This is a genomic window from Pseudomonas sp. GL-R-19, from assembly GCF_019956375.1.
Classification (GTDB): Bacteria; Pseudomonadota; Gammaproteobacteria; order Pseudomonadales; family Pseudomonadaceae; genus Aquipseudomonas.
This window is the reverse complement of sequence record NZ_JAHBDJ010000002.1, coordinates 95,041-113,906: the sequence shown is the minus strand read 5'-3', so window position 1 is coordinate 113,906 and position 18,866 is coordinate 95,041. Positions and strand designations below refer to the sequence as shown.

Here is an 18,866-nt window from a genome sequence, read left to right as displayed (position 1 = left end):
TGATCAACAGTCGCTCGTCTGCACGCAGAAGCGCCGGCGTCCGCCGGCCTGCAACCCGTCGACCCAGGCCTCGCAAATCTGGATGCCCTGCTCCGGGGTGAAGGTACCCGGGTTCAGCCCGTACTCCAGCCACAAACCGTCGAGCAAGGCGCTGAGGCTGATGGCGGCGAGGTCGGCGTCGAAGTTTTCCCAGCCCTCCTCCCGGGCCAGTTCCGCCAGCACCTTGCGCAGGATGCCGCGATACTCGCCATAGGAATGATCGTGGGCCTGGTTGATGGCCTCGGCGGTTTTTACCGCGCCCCAGAACGCCAGCCAGGCGTCGATCAGTTGCGGATCGAGCAATTCAGCGGAAAACGATCCGCGGAAAAACGCCGACAAGCGCTCCCGGGCATTCGGCGCGGCTTGCTCCATGGCGTCGCGCAGCAGGGTCATGACCCGCCCGGTGATCGCCATGTAGGCCTCGGCCACCAGTTCGTCCTTGCCGGAATAGTGATGACTGATCAGCCCCACCGAGACCCCGGCCTCAGCGGAAATCTTGCGGATCGACGCACCCTGGAAACCATGGCGCTTGAGGCACACCAGCGTCGCCTCGATCAGGTTGGCTTTGCGCAACTCCGGTTCCATGCGGGAAAAACGGGTTTCCTGATTCATCGGCGACACGCTCCTTGGTTCAATCGTTCAGGCCCGCACGGGTTAGCGGTGGGCTGAACGAATGTACAGCAAGAGCGGGCCATTTCTCCAGTCAGTTGCCAGTCTGATAGACCGTGGCACGCCCATCGCGAGCAGGCTCACTCCTACAGGGGGTTATAGCGACACATCAGATCAACTGTAGGAACGAGCCTGCTCGCGATGAGGCCAGTCCTTTCAACAGTGATTCCGGATCAGTCCCGATACCCTCGGCGCCACTCGATCCAGCAGCACAACCTCCCCGGCGGCTATTCGGCCCAGGAGCGGGCTCGAGACGAAACTACTGCAAGGCATAGTAAAAAAACAAGTTGATTTTTTACTGCAGGTAAATTTCTATAGACCAATAATAACAACACCGAAAACCTAAATGCCTCTGTAGGAGCGAGCTCGCTCGCGATGGACCTGAGAACGCCGTGGGGTGTCAGGTACCCAGCGTTATCGTTGACGTCCATCGTCGGAACGCCGCCCGGAGCAAGCTCGCTCCTACACAGGTCAGCCTGCCTGGAGTACCCGCACCATGCCGACCTCGACACCCGCCTTCGCGCACCTGTTCGAACCCCTGGAGATCCGTGGCAAGCGCCTGAAGAACCGCATCATGTCCAGCGGTCACGACACCTCGATGCCCACCGACAACCTGGTCAACGAGCAATTGATCGCCTACCACCGGGCGCGTGCCGAAGGCGGTGCAGGGCTGATCGTGCTGCAGGTGACTGGCGTGCATGACAGTGCGCGCTACACCTCCCATGTGCTGATGGCCACCGACGATGCGTGCATCGAGGGCTACCGCCAACTGGCGCAAACCTGCCATGCCCACGGTACCGTGGTGTTGTCCCAGGTGTTCCATCCGGGGCGGGAGATCATGGAATCCAGCGATGGCTTGCTGGCAGTGGCTTACTCCGCCTCGTCGGTGCCCAACGAACGTTTCCGGGTGATGCCCCGCGCGCTGGATCAGGCCATGATCGACGAGATTGTCGCCGGTTATGCCGCTGCCGCCCGCCGTCTGCATCAGGCCGGAATCGACGGCGTCGAGGTCGTGGCCAGTCACGGTTACCTGCCGGCGCAGTTCATCAATCCGCGGGTCAATCGGCGTACCGATGGCTACAACGGAGAGCTGGAACAGCGTTTGCGTTTTCTGCGCGAAGTCATCAAAGCCGTGCGCGCGGCGACCGACGAGCAGTTCATCGTCGGCCTGCGCATTTCCGCCGACGAGCGCGACCCGCAAGGCCTGACCGAAGACGAATCCCTGGCCGCCGTGCAATCGCTGCAAACGCAGCTCGATTACGTGCACATCGTCGCCGGTACTTCGGCGTCACTCGGAGGCGCGGTGCATATCGTGCCGCCCATGGCGATCGAAGCGGCGTACCTGGCAAAAGAAGCCGGGACGTTCAAGGCCAGTTTGAACATTCCGTTGTTCGTCACCGGGCGCATCAACCAGCCCCAGGAAGCCGAGCTGATCCTGGCTCGCGGCCAGGCCGATGTCTGCGGCATGACCCGGGCGCTGATCTGCGATCCGCAAATGCCCAACAAGACCGACACCGGCCGCGTCGAAGACGTGCGGGCGTGCATTGCCTGCAACCAGGCGTGCATCGGCCACTTCCACAAGGGCTTGCCGATTTCCTGCATCCAGCACCCGGAAACCGGGCGCGAGCTGATCTTCGGCGAACGCCGACAAGCGCCACAGCGCAAACGCATCATGATCGCCGGCGGTGGTCCGGCCGGGATGAAAGCTGCCACCGTCGCGGCCCAGCGCGGGCATGAGGTGACGCTGTACGAAGCCAGCTCACAATTGGGCGGTCAGGTGTTGCTCGCGCAGCTGCTGCCACGACGCAGCGAATTCGGCGGCGCCAGCACCAACCTGCAGCGGGAAATGGAACTGGCTGGCGTGCGGGTGGTGCGCAACACCCGGGTCGACCGCGCGCTGGTGGAGCAGGAAAAACCGGACATGGTGATCGTCGCTACCGGTGCCGAGCCGTACTGGCCGCCCTTCGAGCGCGGCGGCGAATTACAGGTGGTGGACGCCTGGCAGGTGCTGCGTGACGAGGTGAAAATCGGCCGTTCGGTGGTGGTGATCGACTGGCGCTGCGACTGGATCGGCCCCGGCATCGCCGAGCGTCTGGTGCGCGCCGGGCACCAGGTGCAACTGGCGGTCAACGGCACCCATTGCGGGGAAAACCTGCCGCTGTACGTGCGCGATCAACTGGCCGGCGAGCTGCATAAACTGGGGGTGCCGATCACGCCGTACGCGCGGTTGTATGGTTGCGATGACGACACGGTGTACCTGCAGCACACCGCCAGCGGCGAGCCGATGCTGATGGAGAACATCGACACCCTGGTGCTGTGTCAGGGTCACCAACCGGTGGATACCCTGGGTGCTGAACTGCAAGGGCTGGTGGAATTTCGCCGGATCGGCGACTGCCTGGCGCCGCGCACCGCCGAGGAAGCGATTTATGAAGGCCTGAAAGTCGCGTGGGAGCTTTAAGGCTGTTTATACTCCGGGGCTTTAGATTCAAATGATCGTTCTCTGTAGGAGCGAGCTTGCTCGCGATGGACTTCAGAACACCGCGTGTTATCCAGAAAACACGCGTCATCGTTAGCGACCATCGCGAGCAAGCTCGCTCCTACAGGGGCGTAGCGTAGCCCCCCGGTTCGGAACTTTCCATGAGCAACAACAGCAAGACCCAGCCCGCCTCAGGCAACGCCGAACCGCATTTTCTCGGCACGCGCATTCGCGGCCTGCGCAAGCGCCGGGGCATGACCCTGGCGGAACTGGCGCAACAGAGTGAGCTCACCGCCGGCTACATCAGCCAGCTGGAGCGCAACCTCGCCTACCCGTCGATCCCGGCGCTGTTCAACATTGCCCGCAGCCTCGGCGTCACCATCCAGTGGTTCTTCGCCAGTGAAGCGGTCACCGCGCCTGAAGACGATGGCGTCGTGGTGCGCAAGAACAGCCGCCTGAACGTGCATTACGAAGACGGCATCGTCGATCAGTTGCTGACCCCGCAAGCCAACCGCCAACTGGAAATGCTCCACTCGCGTTTCCCGCCCGGCACCTACAGCCAGCAAAGCTACAGCCACGACGGTGAAGAAGCCGGTTACCTGCTGTCCGGCAGTTTCGAGTTGTGGGTCGGTGAGCGCCATTTCCAGCTCAACGAAGGCGACAGTTTCAGCTTTTCCAGCCAGGAACCGCATCGCTATGGCAACCCTGGCGATGTCGATGCAGTGGTGATCTGGGTGATTACGCCGCCGACGTTCTAACGTCGGCCGCGACCACTTGACTGAGTGGTACTCGCGCGCTTGAGGGTGTCACTCGGCAGCTCGTTGAACAGTGCACGGTAGCTACTGGAAAACCGCCCCAGGTGCCAGAACGACCAATGCATGGCCACTTCAGCCACGGTGGTTTGCGTGGGCGTGCGGCTGAGCAATTCGCGGCGGGCGCTGTTGAGGCGGCGCAGGCGCAGCCATTGGGTCGGCGCCATACCGGTGTAGGTCTTGAACGCATGCTGCAACTGGCGCAGTGAAACCCCGGCAACCTGGGACAGTTCCAGCAGGTTGAGGTGTTCTTCCGGGGTGTCCGCCGCCCATTCCCCTACCCGTTTCATGATCGCCCGCTCTCCCGCACGGCGCTGCAAGGCACTCTGGTCGAGGCCGACACAGGCGTTGTCGAGAATGAACAGACAGTCTTCCAGCAGTTGCTGGGTCAGCGCTTCGCGGCTCGGTGGATCGAAGGTCTGCGACAGCCGCGTCAAGGTCCCGCTGAGCCAGCGGCAGAACAGCGCGTTCTGCCGGGAGTTGAGCGGCGCCATGAACAGCCCTTCGAGCCGGGCGATGTCCAGGCTGTGGCGCTTTACAAACTCCGGCCCGAACACCACGGCGATTTCCTGGTAGTTCTCCGGGGTGATCCAGATGTTGCGGCTTTCGCCATTCAACACGTACAGCGCGTTGTCGCCGCGATCGAAACAGAACGACAACGAACCCTGGGGCGCGCTGAAATTCTGCTCGACCCGGGTGTTCATCGACTCTTCGTAAATCTCCACGCCCTGCAGATCCAGATAGCGCACCAGGCCTGCGAAATGCCCCGGCGACATCTGTTGGTAATGCTGGACCCAGCCCGGTGTGGCGCGGATTTGCTCGGCGACATCGGCGGTGTTGAAGGCTTGGACCTGGAGTGAATTGGAACCTGTCATGGGGCGACCTTACGCACTCTTTTGGTGCGCTTCGTGCTGCTTAAAGTGGATAGATGGAACCGCAAGGCTCGCCCAAGATAGACGTCAACGCGCTACAGGGGAAGTGTCCGGCGGATGAAACCGGCCTCCCCTGGCGTTAATAAAACCAATAACGAGGTCTTTATGAATGTCCCTTTCGATCAGCTGTTCACTTGGCTGAAAGATCACAAGATTACCGAAGTCGAGTGCGTCGTCAGCGACCTGACCGGCATTGCACGCGGCAAAATCGCACCCACCAACAAGTTCCTGCATGAGCGAGGCATGCGCCTGCCGGAAAGTGTGCTGTTGCAAACGGTAACCGGGGACTTTGTCGACGACGACATCTACTACGACCTGCTCGACCCGGCCGACATCGACATGATCTGCAAGCCGGATGCCGACGCCGTTTACGTGGTGCCGTGGGCCATCGAGCCGACTGCCATCGTGATCCACGACACCTTCGACAAGTTCGGCAACCCGATCGAACTGTCGCCGCGCAACGTGCTGAAGAAAGTCCTGCAGTTGTATACCGACAAAGGCTGGCGGCCGATTGTGGCGCCGGAAATGGAGTTCTACCTGACCCAGCGCTGCGAAGACCCGGACTTGCCGCTCAAGGCGCCGATGGGCCGTTCGGGTCGCGCCGAAAGCGGTCGCCAGTCGTTCTCCATCGATGCGGCCAACGAATTCGACCCGCTGTTCGAAGACGTCTACGACTGGTGCGAACTGCAAGGTCTGGACCTCGACACGCTGATTCACGAAGACGGCCCGGCGCAGATGGAAATCAACTTCCGTCACGGCAACGCCCTGGACCTGGCCGACCAGATCACTGTGTTCAAACGCACCATGCGTGAGGCGGCGCTCAAGCACAACGTGGCGGCAACCTTCATGGCCAAGCCGGTCGGCGATGAGCCGGGCAGCGCCATGCACCTTCACCAGAGCGTGGTGGACATTGCCACCGGCCAGCCGATCTTTGCCGATGCCGATGGCAACATGAGCGAGCTGTTCCTGCATCACATCGGTGGCTTGCAGAAGTACATCCCGAAAGTGCTGCCGATGTTCGCGCCGAACGTCAACTCGTTCCGCCGCTTCCTGCCGGACACCTCGGCACCGGTGAACGTCGAATGGGGCGAAGAAAACCGCACCGTCGGCCTGCGCGTGCCGACCTCAAGCCCGGACGCGATGCGCGTCGAGAACCGTCTGCCGGGCGCTGACGCCAACCCTTACCTGGCCATCGCCGCCAGCCTGCTGTGCGGTTACCTGGGCATGGTCGAGCGTATCGAGCCGAGCGCTGCGGTACAGGGCCGCGCCTATGAGCGTCGCAACCTGCGCCTGCCGATCACCATCGAGGACGCCCTGACCCAGATGGAGGAATGCGACACCATCAGCCGCTACCTGGGCGACAAGTTCGTACGGGGCTATGTCGCGGTCAAACGCGCCGAGCACGAGAACTTCAAACGGGTGATCAGTTCGTGGGAGCGTGAGTTCCTGATGCTCAGCGTCTGAGATCTGCGCTGTCCTTAAGACCTTCGCGAGCAGGCTCGCTCCCACAGGGTACGCATTCCAATGTAGGAGTGAGCCTGCTCGCGATGACGGCAGCAAGAACACCCAAGAATTGCCTGAAGAATCCAATAATTCCAAGAAGGTATCGATATGCGTCTATTGAAATCCATGGTCCCGGCCGCGCTGGCGGTTCTGTTCAGCGCCGTTGCCCAGGCACAGCCCCAGGTCAGCGTCTACAACTGGACCGACTACATCGGCGAAACCACCCTCGCCGACTTCCAGGCCAAGACCGGGATCAAGGTGATCTACGACGTATTCGATTCCAACGAAACCCTGGAAGGCAAACTGCTTGCCGGTCGCACCGGGTATGACGTGGTGGTGCCGTCCAACCACTTCCTCGCCCGCCAGGTGAAGGCCGGCGCGTTCCTCAAGCTCGATCGCGAGCAGCTGCCGAACTTCAAGAACCTCGACCCGAAACTGCTGGCGCTGCTGGAGAAAAACGATCCGGGTAACTCGCACTCGGTACCGTACCTGTGGGGCACCAACGGCATCGGCTATAACGTCGACAAGGTCAAGGCTGTGTTGGGCATCGACAAGATCGACTCCTGGGCCGTGCTGTTCGAACCGGAAAACATCAAGAAGCTGAGCGCCTGCGGCGTGTCGATGATGGACTCGGCGGACGAAGTGTTTCCCGCGATGCTCAACTACATGGGCATGGACCCGCGCAGCGAAAACCCCGAGGACTTCAAAAAGGCCGAAGCCAAGCTGCTGCAGATCCGCCCCTACATCACCTACTTCCACTCCTCCAAGTACGTCTCGGACCTGGCCAACGGCGATATCTGCGTGGCCTTCGGTTACTCGGGCGACGTGTTCCAGGCCGCCAACCGCGCCAAGGAAGCCAAGAACGGCGTGAACATCGCCTACGCCATTCCCAAGGAAGGCGCCAATCTGTGGTTCGACTTGCTAGCCACCCCCGCCGACGCCAGTAATCCGAAAGAAGCCCACGCTTTCATCAACTACCTGCTGGACCCGCAAGTGATTGCCAAGGTCAGTGCTTCGGTCGGTTATGCCAACCCGAACCCGGCCGCCAAGCAGTACATGGACCCTGAGCTGGTCGGCAATCCCGAGGTTTATCCGTCCCAGGAAGTCCTCGACAAACTCTACATCTCCACGACGCCGCCGCAGTCGATCATGCGCCTGATGACCCGCTCGTGGAGCAAAGTGAAGTCCAACAAATGAATCAGTACACCAAGGAACACACCCTCTCCTATTACGCGGCGTCCGCCAGGGGCATGCGGCAGCGTCCCGCGCTGGCCTCGGACCTGGTGGCCGATGTCTGCGTGGTCGGCGCGGGTTTCACCGGTATCAACACCGCCATCGAACTGGCCCAGCGTGGCCTCTCGGTGGTCCTGCTGGAGGCCCGGCGAATTGGTTGGGGCGCCAGCGGGCGCAATGGCGGCCAGTTGATTCGTGGCATCGGCCATGACGTCAGCGGTTTCGCCAGGCACATCGGCGCCGATGGCGTGCAATACCTGGAACATGCCGGGACCGAATCGGTGCAAGTCGTGGCCAATCGCATCCGCCAACACGGCATCGATTGCGACCTGCGCTGGGGCTTCTGTGAACTGGCCAATACGCCGGCTCAGTTCAACGCGTTGAAGGCCGAGCAGGCAGAGCTGATCGAGTCCGGTTATGCCTTTGAAACCCGGCTGGTCGCGCCGGAACAAATCCGTGAACAGGTGGTGAACTCCGGCGTGTATGCCGGTGGCCTGGTGGACATGGGCTCGGGGCATTTGCATCCGCTGAACCTGGCGCTCGGTGAAGCGAAGGTCGCCGAGTCTCTTGGCGTGCAGATCTTCGAGCAGAGTCCGGTGCTGGAGTTGATCCACGGCAGCACGGTGCAGGTCCGTTGCGCCGGTGGCACGGTGCGCGCCGGCACGTTGGTGCTGGCTTGTAACGCGCATCTCGAAGAGCTTGAACCGAAGCTCAGCGGCAAGGTGCTCCCGGCGGGCAGCTACATCATCGCCACCGAGCCGTTGTCGGAAGAGGCCGCTGCAAAACTGATCCCGCACAACCTCGCGCTGTGCGACCAGAAGGTCGGACTGGATTACTACCGGCTCTCGGCTGACCGGCGTTTGCTGTTCGGTGGCGCGTGCCATTACTCCGGTCGCGATCCTGCGGACATCAGCGTCTACATGCGCCCGCAGATGCTCAAGGTGTTCCCGCAACTGGCCAAGGCGCGCATCGACTTTCAGTGGGGCGGCAAGATCGGCATCTCGGCCAACCGCTTCCCGCAGGTCGGGCGCTTGAGCCAGCACCCGAACGTGTTCTACGCCCAGGGCTACTCCGGCCATGGCTTGAACGTGACCCACTGGTGCGCGAAGTTGTTGGGCGAAGCGATCCATGCCGGCCACAGTAAAGGCTTTGACGTGTTCAGTGCCGTGCCGCACATGACCTTCCCCGGCGGACGCGCCTTGCGTTCACCGTTGCTGGCCCTTGGCATGTTCTGGTATCGGATGCGGGAAGTGCTCGGTTGATCGGGTAAAGCACTGACCGCTGCTGCAGGCAATGCTGTTCAGTTAAGCGAATGTGGTCCTCTGTAGGAGCGAGCTTGCTCCGGGCGGCGTTCCGACGATGGACTCAAGAACGCCGCGTTTAGCCAGTAAATACGCGTTATCGTTAACGACCATCGCGAGCAAGCTCGCTCCTACAATTTCCTTAACTGAACAGCATTGCGCCGCTGCAGGGCTAGTTTGGCATCGGGATAGCGACGCCCTCCTTCTGCAATTCTTCCCGTATCGACTGGAATTTCTGGTACTTGGACAATTCGATCGGCCCGTCGTAGCCCATGCTTTGCAGCTTGCGTGGCGGGTATTTGATGTAGGTCTGCATCAGCTTGTTGATCGCCTGACTGATCGGCACCATGGTCCAGGTGCGCTCGGTGACGTTACTCATGAAGATGTCGTAGCGCTCCTGTGGATCTTGCAGCAAGTCAAAGACTTGCGGTACGACCGCCACGTACTTCGACTCCCCTTTCCAGCCCAGGTTGGTGTCCACGGCCAAGCCGCCGGTCAGCGCACCATTGTCGCCACGCAGGTTGAACACGGCCTTGTAATTGCCTACGCGGGCCGCCCCCGGTGACAACTCGTTTTCGGTGAAATAGAACCACTCTTTACGTGGGTCGGGGCCCGTGCCGGTTATCACCGGTGTCATATCGTAACTGTCGAAATAGATCGGCTGACCTTCGCGGTCCTTTTCCGGCAACTTGATGCCGGCCACCGAGGCGAAGGTCGCCATCAAGTCGAGCCCACCGAGAATGTCGTGGTTCTTGGCGTTCGGTTTGATTTTTCCGGGCCAGGTCATGATCGCCGGGACCCGGTTACCGCCCTCGCGCACGGTGCCCTTGGTGCCACGGAAAGGCGTGTAGCCCGCATCCGGATAGACGTCCTGCCAGGCGCCGTTGTCTGTGGTGTAAACCACCAGCGTGTTCTTATCCAGGCCCAGCGCCTTGAGCTTGTCCATGATATGGCCGATACGCGTATCCAGTTCGACTACCGAGTCGGCGTACTTGGACTTGGAGATCGACTTGTGAACGAACTCCGGTGCCGGCAAGTTCGGCTGGTGCACTTTCATGAAGTTGACGTTGATGAAAAACGGCTTGTCCGATTTGGCGGCAGTGTCGAGGAATTCCAGTGCAGCCTTTTCCACATAACCGTCGAAATAGGGAATTCCGACTACACCGGGTTTGCCGTCGATGACCGGCGTATCAACATACTGGCCGTTGATCTTGAACTCTTCGACGGCCTTTTCTCCAGCCTTGCCCGAGAGTGCACCTTTGGTCACTTTGGCAAACATCGCCCGGGTTTCCGGGTCCATGTCGGGGAACCACGTCGGATCGGCGTAGGTGTAGGCATTGAGGTGATAGAGGCCGACGTATTTCATCACGTCATAGCCCTGGGCATTGGGCAACGCATAGTCGGCTTCACCCAGATGCCACTTGCCGGTGAAGTAGGTCTCGTAGCCGCCCGTCTTGAGCACCGAGGCCAGCGTCCACTCGGCGGCGGGCAAACCACCGCCCTGACCCTGGAAGGCCACGGTGGTCATGCCGCTGCGATTGGGGATGCGCCCGGTCTGCATGGCGGCTCTGCCTGGCGTGCAGCTCGGTTGCGCGTAGAACGAGTAAAAGGTTGTGCCTTCAGCGGCCAGTTCGTCGATGCTGGGTGTCGGCATGCCGCGGCCGACACCGCCGCCATAGGGCCCCAGATCACCGTAACCGGTGTCGTCGGACACGATGAACAGGATATTGGGTTTTTCTGTTTGTGCAGCCTGGGCCATGCCGTTAAGCGCTATCAGTAATGAACCTGCAATGTAGAACCTTGAGCGATGCAAGAGTCTTTTCATGGCGACCTTCCTTTATCGGGACGGATCCTTGTGGCCGGCTACTTGTTTTCAAGTAATCCGAGACCGGACCCTGGTGAGTTACCCCAAAACCATGCCCTCTGGTTAGTTCCAAGCGTTCAACGGCCAAAAAAATGAAAAGCCTGTTGCTACTCAAGGCACCCGAGTCAGCCTAGTACGGTTATTATCAAAACGCGCATTGCAAGCCAAAGAATTCAAAATCGTTCGTCACTGGTTTCCCCATGAAATACCTTGGGTCGAGGCGTCCCCGGGCGGCGGATAGTGTTAAGGTTGCGACTTTCGATTTGCTCAATCGCAAGTCACTTCTATATTGAGGGGGTGCTCTGAACTTCCTGCCTTCTGTCGAGCTTGCCCCATGGCATCTACTGATCAACTGATCATCTGCGAGCACTGCGACAGCGTTTACCAGAAAGTCACGCTCGCCAAACATCAGAAAACCCTGTGTACGCGCTGCGGCGGCGTACTTCAACGCTATAACGGCCTCACGGTGGAGCAGCGTCTTGCGTTGACCTTCACAGCGTTGATGCTCTGGATATTCGCCAATTTCTATCCGGTGATGAGCATCAGCCTCAAGGGTGTGAAGAACAGTGCAACGCTCTGGGACTCCGTGCTGGCCCTGAGCCTGGGGCCTATCACGTTCATCGCCATGGTGGCGGCAATCGCCATGGTCATCGCGCCGGTTTTCCAGCTGTTGCTGCTGATCTGGGTGCTGGGCTTCGCCCTCGCCCGGCAACGCTCGCCCGGATTCAAATTCTGCATGCGCTGGCTGGAAACCCTGAGGCCCTGGAGCATGCTCGAAGTCTGCCTGCTGGGCGCCATGGTCGCGGTGATCAAGCTCGCCGGTCTGCTCGATGTGCTACCCGGCATAGGGCTGTTCGCCCTGGCGGCGCTGAGCCTGATGATGATCCGTATCGCCGGGCGCGATATTCGCGAACTATGGGACATCCTATGAGCACGCCTCCGTACGCCGACGAGCTCAACCTGTGCCTGTGTCACACCTGCGGACTCGCCTGCGACATGACGGGCGAACCTCACGAATGCGAACGCTGCGGCGCGCCTTTGCATCGACGCAAGACCAATGCCTTGAACCGGACCTGGGCCTACATGATCGCCGCCCTGGTGTTTTACATCCCCGCCAATCTGCTGCCGGTAATGAACACCAAAATGGTCGGCCATGGCGCCGACAGCACGATCATGAGCGGCGTGCTGGAGTTCTGGGAAGCCGGAGCCTGGGACATCGCCCTGATCATTTTCATTGCCAGTATCGCGGTGCCGGGCATCAAGTTCGTCGCCATCACGCTGCTGCTGGTCACCGTGCAACGCGACAGCGAGTGGGCGCGTAAAGAGCGGTCGACGCTGTACCGCTTCGTCGAGGTCATCGGTTACTGGTCGATGCTCGATGTGATCGTGGTCGCCCTGGTGGCCTCGCTGGTGAAGTTCCAGGCCCTGGCCGACATCGAACCACGCCCGGGCATTCTGTTTTTTGGTCTGGTGGTGGTGTTCACCATGCTGTCGGCCATGAGTTTCGATCCACGCATGATCTGGGATAAAGAACGGGAAACCCCACACAATGAGGAGGTCACGGATGAAGTCACAAGCCACTGACGGGCCGCAAGCCCTCGGGCCGGCACCGATCAAGACCAGCCGTTTCAGCGTTTCGCTGGTCTGGATCGTACCGATCGTCGCGGTGCTGGTGGGTATTTCGCTGGTGGTTCACAGCATTCTGCAGCAAGGCCCGACCATCGTTGTCACGTTCAAGACAGGGGACGGCCTGACCGCGAATAAAACCGAGGTCAAATACCGCAATGTCGTGATCGGTCATGTCTCCGATGTGGAGCTGAGCGCTGACCAGAAGAGCGTCAACGCCACGATCAAACTGGAAAAACAGGCCGAAAGCTTTACCCGCGAAGACTCGCAGTTCTGGGTCGTGCGGCCGCGCATTGGCGCTGGCGGTGTGTCGGGCATCGATACGCTGCTGTCGGGCGATTACATCGGTGCCGATATCGGCCAGGCCAACGGCCGGGCAAAACACTTCAAGGGGCTGGAGAATCCGCCGCCCATCACCTACGGCGAGCCGGGCAAGCGTTTCACCCTGTTCACACAGGATCTGGGGTCGCTGGATATCGGCTCTCCGGTCTACTACCGCAAGATCCCGGTGGGTCAGGTGGTGGCCTACGCGCTGGACCCGGATGGCAAAGGCGTGAACATCGAGCTGTTCATCCATGCACCCAATGACAAGTACGTCACCGAAAACACCCGTTTCTGGAACGCCAGCGGCATTGACGTGAGCGTCGGCGCCAACGGTTTTGCGGTCAAGACCGAATCGTTGTCTTCCTTGCTGGTGGGCGGTATTGCCTTCCGCGCGCCCGACTACAGTCCTGACGATAAACCTGCGGCTGCCGAGTACGCCTACGAACTGTTCGAAGACCAGCAAACCGCCCTCGCCCCGCCAAACGGCAAGCCGCAGTACCTGGCCATGCGTTTCGACCAGGCAATGCGCGGGCTCAAGGTCGATGCGCCGGTGGAATTCCTCGGCGTGGAAATCGGCAAGGTGGTGGCGGTCAATCTGGATTACGACGAGAAAAAACGCTCCTTTCCGGTCAACGTCGGCATCGTGATTTACCCACAACGCCTGGGCCAGGCCCACCTCAAAATGCTCAAGGCGCTCAGTCATGATCCCAATGACGAAGCCGGGAGTGTGCGTCTTATCGGCACCTTTATCGAAAACGGCCTGCGTGCCCAGGCCCGCACTGGCAACTTCCTGACCGGCCAGCTGTACATCTCCCTGGACTTCTACCCCAAGGCCGACAAAGTCGCCTTCGATACAGCGGCCCGCCCGGTCATGATTCCGACCCTTCCCGGCAGCCTCGAGCAGTTGCAGGAAAAACTCGAATCCATGGTCGACAAGATCAACAAACTGCCGATCGAGCGTATTGCCGGCAATCTCGATGGCAATCTCGTCGAACTGCGCAAAGGCATGATGCAATTCAACGGCAAGATCCTGCCTGGCGTGCAGACCACCTTGGCGGACGTCAGCAAGACCCTGGTAACGGCCAATTCGACCTTGCAATCCGCCAGTTCGACCTTGGCCGAGGATTCACCACAACGGGAAAAACTGGGACAAACCCTGGATGAACTGGGACGCACGTCGAGATCCTTGCGTGATCTTTCGGATTACCTGGGACGGCATCCGGAATCGCTGCTTCGCGGCCGTCCGAACAATGCCGCCCCCGTGGATCTGCAAGGGCCACCGCGCAACTGAACACAGGAGCAACACCCATGGCTTTTCCGCTGAAGCTCACATTGGTCACCGCGATGTTGCTGCTCGCCGCTTGCCGCAGTGACCCGATTCACTTCCATACCCTGACCCCGGCCCAGGCGGGCGATCACTCAAGGACCCGCGTCGGGGCGATTCAGATCGAGACGATCAGCGTGCCGCCCCAGGTCGATCGTGCGCAGATCGTCATTCGCGAGGGCAACAGTGGCCTGGCGATCCTGGAATCCCAATGGTGGGCCGCGACTCTCGTGGACGAATTGCGCAGCGCACTGGCCGATCAATTGAGTAACAGTCCTGCACAAGGCAAATATTCGGTGCGGGTCGATGTGCAGCGTTTTGACTCGGTTCCCGGTCAATACGCATTGATGGACGTGGAATGGCGCCTGCGCAGTGCCGGCATCGGCGATACGGCACGGGTGATTTGCCGCAGCACCTTGCAAACGCCGTCAGGTGCGAGCATCGATGACCTGGTGCTTGCCCAGCAAAACAACGTCAAACGCCTGGCCGCGCTGATCAGCCAGGCTGCCGCCAGACCACAGGCTGACTGCCCTTCGCCCTGAACGGGTTTCCTCTCTGCGGATTAACGGCGGCAAGTGCGTCGTTAATCCCGTTCCTTATGTCCCTTCTGTTTCCAGCTGTCATTCCCCGCTGAAGTACAAGAGAAAAAATCCCGGCATCAGATTAATTATCCACCGGAACCCCCTCTGCAATTTTTTCACATTCCTTTCACCGCTCCGACACCTGCTCTGATTTAACGTGGGCTGCAATTAATTCGCTGACTTAGTCTCGGCGGTCATTTTTCGCGCTGTTTCAAGTGTTGTTTAACAGCACTTCCCTGGCGCTCCAACGGGTGAAAAAAACTTGGTCAACCCCGTCTCGCGTAAACCGTCTTCGCGCCTGTCCAGATCGGTCGTGGCCATTGGTGCACTGAGCCTCGCCGTGCTTGCCACCTGTTTTGTCCTGTGGCCGAAATCACCGGCCAACCTGGCCCATGAGGGCGCACAAGCCCGGGCCCAATTGCTGCAACAATGGAGTGCCGGCGAGATCGCGGTGCTGCTTCGTCATGCCGAGCGCTGCGACCGTTCCAGCAATCCTTGCCTGGGCCCGGCCGACGGCATTACCCGTGTCGGCAGTGAAGCGGCCGCTCGTGTCGGGCAAGGCCTGGCACGCCTGGGTTTGACGCAAACCGACATCCTCACCAGCCCGGTGACGCGCACCGTGCAGACCGCACATTACATGTTCAACAGCGACCCACGGACCCAGGAGTGGCTGGCGACCTGCGGCACGACCCTGCGTAACGATGTCGTGGCGCACAAGGTGGCGCACCGCAATCTGGTGCTGATGACCCACAGCGGTTGCATCGCTGATTTTGAAAAGCAGACCGGCTTCAAGCATTCGGCGAAGGACGCCGAGTACAGCAGCGCGTTGTTTGTCCACATCGATGGTCATGGGCAACTGAAAGTACTCGGCATTGTGAATGCCGAAGACTGGAACACTCTATTACAAGAAAAGAACTGAAATCATTACGGACCGAGATTTTTGGCACTGAGTAGTTTCAAGCCGGACTGAATGGAACCTGAACAGAACAGCGAGAAATGTGTTTGAACTTCTCGCCGTTCAATATCATTCCGGCTTTCTCTCACTAGTTGCACATCACTCTTCAACCCGCCATCTCAGCGCCAAGGTCCAGACATGACGTCAATTCAGCCACTGCCGGATTTTGCTGACCATTCTTCCCGCCTGCACGCCCCACGCGCGCCTGCCAACGAGCGTAGCGAGCGCTGGATGCTATTGGCGTTGTTACTGGCGTTCCTCGTGTTCTACTTGCTGCCGCTGATGAGCCACGGACTGTGGATTCCCGATGAAACCCGTTATGCCCAGATCAGCCAGGAAATGCTGCAGGGCGGGAACTGGGTCTCGCCGCATTTCATGGGCCTGCGTTATTTCGAAAAACCGATTGCCGGGTACTGGATGATTGCCATCGGCCAGGCGGTGTTCGGTGACAACCTGTTCGGGGTGCGCATCGCCTCAGCGTTGAGTAACGGGCTGAGCGTGTGGCTGATCTACCTGATTGCCCGCCGGTTCTGGGGCGATCCACGCAAAAGCTTCGCCTGCGCGCTGCTCTACATGAGCTTCGGGCTGATTGCCGGTCAAGCCGGGTACGCCAACCTCGATCCGCAGTTCACCCTGTGGGTCAACCTGAGCCTGGTTTCCCTGTGGTTTGCCATCGACGTTCGCAGCACTCGCGCCCGCCTGGGATTCTGGGCGCTGTTGGGCATCGCCTGCGGCATGGGCTTCATGACCAAGGGCTTTCTGGCCTGGCTGCTGCCGGCGGTGATCGCCCTGCCCTACATGCTCTGGCAGCGTCGCATGGGCGAACTGTTGCGCTACGGGCCACTGGCTGTTGTGGTCGCCGCGGCCGTCTGCCTGCCCTGGGCATTGGCCATTCATCATCAGGAACCGGACTTCTGGGATTTCTTCTTCTGGAACGAGCACGTACGCCGCTTCGCCGCCGACAATGCGCAACACGCCCGTCCGTGGTGGTTCTACCTGCCGATGCTGGTCGTTTCCGCCCTGCCCTGGGCTGTGTTGTTGCCGACAACGTTCATCCAGGCCTGGAACAACAAGCGTCAGCCCGTCGGTGGATTTCTCCTGCTCTGGTTGTTGTTGCCATTGGCGATTTTCAGCATGAGCAGCGGCAAGCTCCCGACCTACATCATGCCGTGCCTGTTGCCGCTGGCGCTGCTAATGGGCCATGCGCTGACCGGCCTGCTGGAACAGGCACGGGGACGGACGATTCGCGTCAACGGCTGGCTCAACGTGGTCATCGCCACGGTGGCTTTGATCGCTTTGCTGTACCTGCAACTGAGCAAAGAGATTTTCGAGAATACCGAGATGTTCAGCCTGTCCCTGGCGTTCATCGTGCTGCTGGGCTGGATCATCGCCAACGCGCTGCAAATCCTGCGGCCATTGACGTTATGGGCGATGCCGGCCCTCGGCATCTGGTTGCTGGTGGCGCTGCTGCCCGCCGCCATGCCGGGTCAGATCGTCGACAGCAAGATGCCCGACCGGTTTATCGCCGAACACCTGGACAGCTTGAACCAGACCACCTCGCTGCTGAGCAACGACCTGGGGGTGGCCTCGGCCTTGTCGTGGCTGACCAGGCGACCGGAAGTAGCGCTCTACAATGTCGTTGGTGAAATGAAATACGGCCTGCAGGATCCCGCCGCCGCCTCGCGCAAAGTGACCCTGCAGGAGGTCGGACACTGGATGACCGAGGCGCGAAAAAAGGGCTCGGTCGGGGTGGTGATGAGGGTCAACCGCGTCGATGAAATTCAGGAAGTCGAGGCGCTGCCCACCGACGGAAAACGCTATCGGCGCGGCAACTTGCAGGTCCTGATCTTCCCGCAAATCCAGCCCTGACAGGCAAGACGCAAAAAGCCCGAGAGGTCGAACCGGCCTCTCGGGCTTTTTTGCGGGTGAACGCCAAAGGCACGACAAAAGGCAGTCGAGGGCAGTGCCATATTCTGATCGGCGACATCGTTTGATCGACGAGTCGAACCACAGCGGGCACAACACTGCTAATCTGAATGAAAATTACATGTATTTACGGTTTTTTTTACGTTATTTTCTCATTTGGATGTCTACATTCCCTGCAATTCAAAACATGCAAATGATTCGCATTGGTTTACAAGCGTTTCAATGCGTATGACTTTCAAAAAAAATGCACCAGGAGCAGCCCGCAGAATGATTCCCAACATCCCTTCGTTCTTGAAAAAGGCCCTGCTGGCCACCGCTTTGCTGAGCGCTGGCCAGGTCTATGCAGCCGACTCCGTCGGCATCGTGGTGTACAACGCGCAACACGAAGGCCTGACCAAGGCCTGGGTCGAGGGCTTTACCCAGGAGACCGGTATTCCCGTCACCCTGCGTAACGGCGATGACACCGAAATGGGCAACCAGATCGTGCAGGAAGGCGCGGCTTCTCCGGCGGACGTATTCCTGACCGAAAACTCCCCGGCCATGGTGCTGGTCGACAACGCCGGGCTGTTTGCGCCGGTCGAGAAAACCACGCTGGAACAGGTTGACTCCGCCTACCGCCCGGCCCACGGCAAATGGGTAGGGATCGCTGCGCGCTCCACGGTGTTCGTCTACAACCCGAGCAAACTGCCGGAAGCCGACCTGCCGAAATCGATCATGGACCTGGCTTCGCCGAGCTGGAAGGGTCGCTGGGGTGCATCGCCAGGCGGTGCTGACTTCCAGGCCATCGTCGCTGCCATCCTGGAACAAAAGGGTGAAACCGCCACGCTGGATTGGCTTAAAGCGATGAAAACCAACTACGCCAACTACCGTGGCAACAGCTCGGTACTCAAAGCGGTGAATGCCGGGCAGATCGACAGCGGCGTGATCTACCACTATTACAGCCTGGTGGATCAGTCCAAGACCGGCGAAAACAGCAAAAACACCGCCCTGCACTATTTCAAGCACAAAGATCCGGGCGCTTTTGTTAGCATCTCCGGCGGCGGCGTCCTCGCTTCCAGCCAACACAAAGAACAAGCCCAGGCGTTTCTCAAATACATTACCGGCAAGGATGGCCAGGCTGTCCTGAAGAACGGCAAGTCGTTTGAGTACGCCGTGGGCAAGAACGCTGAATCCAACCCTAAATTAGTGCCTCTGCAGCAACTCGATGCGCCGACTGTCGATGCTTCTAAACTCGACAGCAAAAAAGCCGTGGAGCTGATGACACAGGCCGGACTGCTCTAATTGATACCTGAAACCCTGCC

14 protein-coding genes and 1 pseudogene are annotated in these 18,866 nt (G+C 60.0%); 12 read left to right on the top strand and 3 right to left on the bottom strand.

Translation table 11 applies throughout. The features are described 5' to 3' along the window. Window positions 1-3: 3 nt before the first annotated feature. Window positions 4-651: a TetR family transcriptional regulator C-terminal domain-containing protein gene (locus KGA83_RS01185; RefSeq protein WP_108215777.1), complete on the bottom strand. Its 648-nt coding sequence runs from the start codon at window positions 649-651 to the stop codon at window positions 4-6. Window positions 652-1,204: 553 nt separating this feature from the next. Here KGA83_RS01185 and KGA83_RS01180 point away from each other — a divergent pair. Further along, window positions 1,205-3,166 (top strand): FAD-dependent oxidoreductase, encoded by a 1,962-nt coding sequence (locus KGA83_RS01180; RefSeq protein ID WP_223527727.1) that lies wholly within the window; start codon window positions 1,205-1,207, stop codon window positions 3,164-3,166. 195 nt (window positions 3,167-3,361) lie between these two features. Next, window positions 3,362-3,942, top strand: a pseudogene (locus tag KGA83_RS01175) (cupin domain-containing protein); the annotation flags it as partial. On the opposite strand, the gene KGA83_RS01170 reads toward KGA83_RS01175, so the two are convergent. Further along, window positions 3,939-4,871, bottom strand: a complete 933-nt coding sequence (locus KGA83_RS01170; RefSeq protein ID WP_108215781.1) for a helix-turn-helix domain-containing protein — start codon at window positions 4,869-4,871, stop codon at window positions 3,939-3,941. The pseudogene KGA83_RS01175 and the gene KGA83_RS01170 overlap by 4 nt on opposite strands. Window positions 4,872-5,033: 162 nt before the next feature. Here KGA83_RS01170 and KGA83_RS01165 point away from each other — a divergent pair, with 162 nt between their 5' ends. The 3 genes from KGA83_RS01165 (at window position 5,034) to KGA83_RS01155 (ending at window position 8,926) form a co-directional block, all read left to right on the top strand. Beyond that, window positions 5,034-6,392, top strand: coding sequence for a glutamine synthetase family protein (locus tag KGA83_RS01165; protein WP_108215782.1), 1,359 nt, complete (start codon window positions 5,034-5,036; stop codon window positions 6,390-6,392). 147 nt (window positions 6,393-6,539) lie between these two features. Beyond that, window positions 6,540-7,628: a polyamine ABC transporter substrate-binding protein gene (locus KGA83_RS01160; RefSeq protein ID WP_108215783.1), complete on the top strand. Its 1,089-nt coding sequence runs from the start codon at window positions 6,540-6,542 to the stop codon at window positions 7,626-7,628. Then, window positions 7,625-8,926: an NAD(P)/FAD-dependent oxidoreductase gene (locus KGA83_RS01155; RefSeq protein WP_223527725.1), complete on the top strand. Its 1,302-nt coding sequence runs from the start codon at window positions 7,625-7,627 to the stop codon at window positions 8,924-8,926. Before KGA83_RS01160 ends, KGA83_RS01155 begins: the two co-directional genes overlap by 4 nt. A 211-nt stretch (window positions 8,927-9,137) precedes the next feature. On the opposite strand, the gene KGA83_RS01150 is transcribed toward KGA83_RS01155, so the two are convergent. Then, window positions 9,138-10,790 carry an arylsulfatase gene (locus KGA83_RS01150; RefSeq protein ID WP_108215785.1) on the bottom strand — a complete coding sequence of 551 codons (1,653 nt, stop codon included), beginning with the start codon at window positions 10,788-10,790 and terminating at the stop codon, window positions 9,138-9,140. Window positions 10,791-11,163: 373 nt separating this feature from the next. Between KGA83_RS01150 and KGA83_RS01145 the strand changes: the two genes are divergently transcribed. The 7 genes from KGA83_RS01145 to KGA83_RS01115 all read left to right on the top strand — a co-directional run bounded on the left by KGA83_RS01145 (window position 11,164) and on the right by KGA83_RS01115 (window position 18,846). Further along, window positions 11,164-11,760 (top strand): paraquat-inducible protein A, encoded by a 597-nt coding sequence (locus tag KGA83_RS01145; protein WP_108215786.1) that lies wholly within the window; start codon window positions 11,164-11,166, stop codon window positions 11,758-11,760. Then, complete coding sequence (locus KGA83_RS01140; RefSeq protein ID WP_108215787.1) at window positions 11,757-12,413, top strand: paraquat-inducible protein A; 657 nt, start codon at window positions 11,757-11,759, stop codon at window positions 12,411-12,413. The genes KGA83_RS01145 and KGA83_RS01140 overlap by 4 nt, the downstream gene beginning before the upstream one ends. After that, window positions 12,394-14,070 carry an intermembrane transport protein PqiB gene (locus KGA83_RS01135; RefSeq protein WP_108215788.1) on the top strand — a complete coding sequence of 559 codons (1,677 nt, stop codon included), beginning with the start codon at window positions 12,394-12,396 and terminating at the stop codon, window positions 14,068-14,070. The genes KGA83_RS01140 and KGA83_RS01135 overlap by 20 nt, the downstream gene beginning before the upstream one ends. A gap of 17 nt (window positions 14,071-14,087) precedes the next feature. After that, a complete protein-coding gene (locus KGA83_RS01130) occupies window positions 14,088-14,645 on the top strand; it encodes a membrane integrity-associated transporter subunit PqiC (RefSeq protein ID WP_108215789.1) in 558 nt (185 codons plus the stop codon). Window positions 14,646-14,946: 301 nt separating this feature from the next. Continuing rightward, entirely contained in the window at window positions 14,947-15,603 is a 657-nt protein-coding gene (locus KGA83_RS01125; protein WP_223527723.1) for a histidine phosphatase family protein, read from the top strand. 174 nt (window positions 15,604-15,777) lie between these two features. Beyond that, window positions 15,778-17,508 carry a lipid IV(A) 4-amino-4-deoxy-L-arabinosyltransferase gene (gene arnT / locus KGA83_RS01120; RefSeq protein ID WP_223527721.1) on the top strand — a complete coding sequence of 577 codons (1,731 nt, stop codon included), beginning with the start codon at window positions 15,778-15,780 and terminating at the stop codon, window positions 17,506-17,508. A gap of 324 nt (window positions 17,509-17,832) precedes the next feature. Then, on the top strand, window positions 17,833-18,846 hold the full coding sequence (locus tag KGA83_RS01115; protein ID WP_108215792.1) for an iron ABC transporter substrate-binding protein: 1,014 nt from the start codon (window positions 17,833-17,835) through the stop codon (window positions 18,844-18,846). Window positions 18,847-18,866: the final 20 nt, after the last annotated feature.

Excerpts from the sequence above, each read along its gene's own strand:
- KGA83_RS01185 (WP_108215777.1), bottom strand. The coding sequence starts at position 651 with ATGAATCAGGAAACCCGTTTTTCCCGCATGGAACCGGAGTTGCGCAAA.
- KGA83_RS01180 (WP_223527727.1), top strand. The coding sequence starts at position 1,205 with ATGCCGACCTCGACACCCGCCTTCGCGCACCTGTTCGAACCCCTGGAG.
- KGA83_RS01170 (WP_108215781.1), bottom strand. The coding sequence starts at position 4,871 with ATGACAGGTTCCAATTCACTCCAGGTCCAAGCCTTCAACACCGCCGAT.
- KGA83_RS01165 (WP_108215782.1), top strand. The coding sequence starts at position 5,034 with ATGAATGTCCCTTTCGATCAGCTGTTCACTTGGCTGAAAGATCACAAG.
- KGA83_RS01160 (WP_108215783.1), top strand. The coding sequence starts at position 6,540 with ATGCGTCTATTGAAATCCATGGTCCCGGCCGCGCTGGCGGTTCTGTTC.
- KGA83_RS01155 (WP_223527725.1), top strand. The coding sequence starts at position 7,625 with ATGAATCAGTACACCAAGGAACACACCCTCTCCTATTACGCGGCGTCC.
- KGA83_RS01150 (WP_108215785.1), bottom strand. The coding sequence starts at position 10,790 with ATGAAAAGACTCTTGCATCGCTCAAGGTTCTACATTGCAGGTTCATTA.
- KGA83_RS01145 (WP_108215786.1), top strand. The coding sequence starts at position 11,164 with ATGGCATCTACTGATCAACTGATCATCTGCGAGCACTGCGACAGCGTT.
- KGA83_RS01140 (WP_108215787.1), top strand. The coding sequence starts at position 11,757 with ATGAGCACGCCTCCGTACGCCGACGAGCTCAACCTGTGCCTGTGTCAC.
- KGA83_RS01135 (WP_108215788.1), top strand. The coding sequence starts at position 12,394 with ATGAAGTCACAAGCCACTGACGGGCCGCAAGCCCTCGGGCCGGCACCG.
- KGA83_RS01130 (WP_108215789.1), top strand. The coding sequence starts at position 14,088 with ATGGCTTTTCCGCTGAAGCTCACATTGGTCACCGCGATGTTGCTGCTC.
- arnT (WP_223527721.1), top strand. The coding sequence starts at position 15,778 with ATGACGTCAATTCAGCCACTGCCGGATTTTGCTGACCATTCTTCCCGC.
- KGA83_RS01115 (WP_108215792.1), top strand. The coding sequence starts at position 17,833 with ATGATTCCCAACATCCCTTCGTTCTTGAAAAAGGCCCTGCTGGCCACC.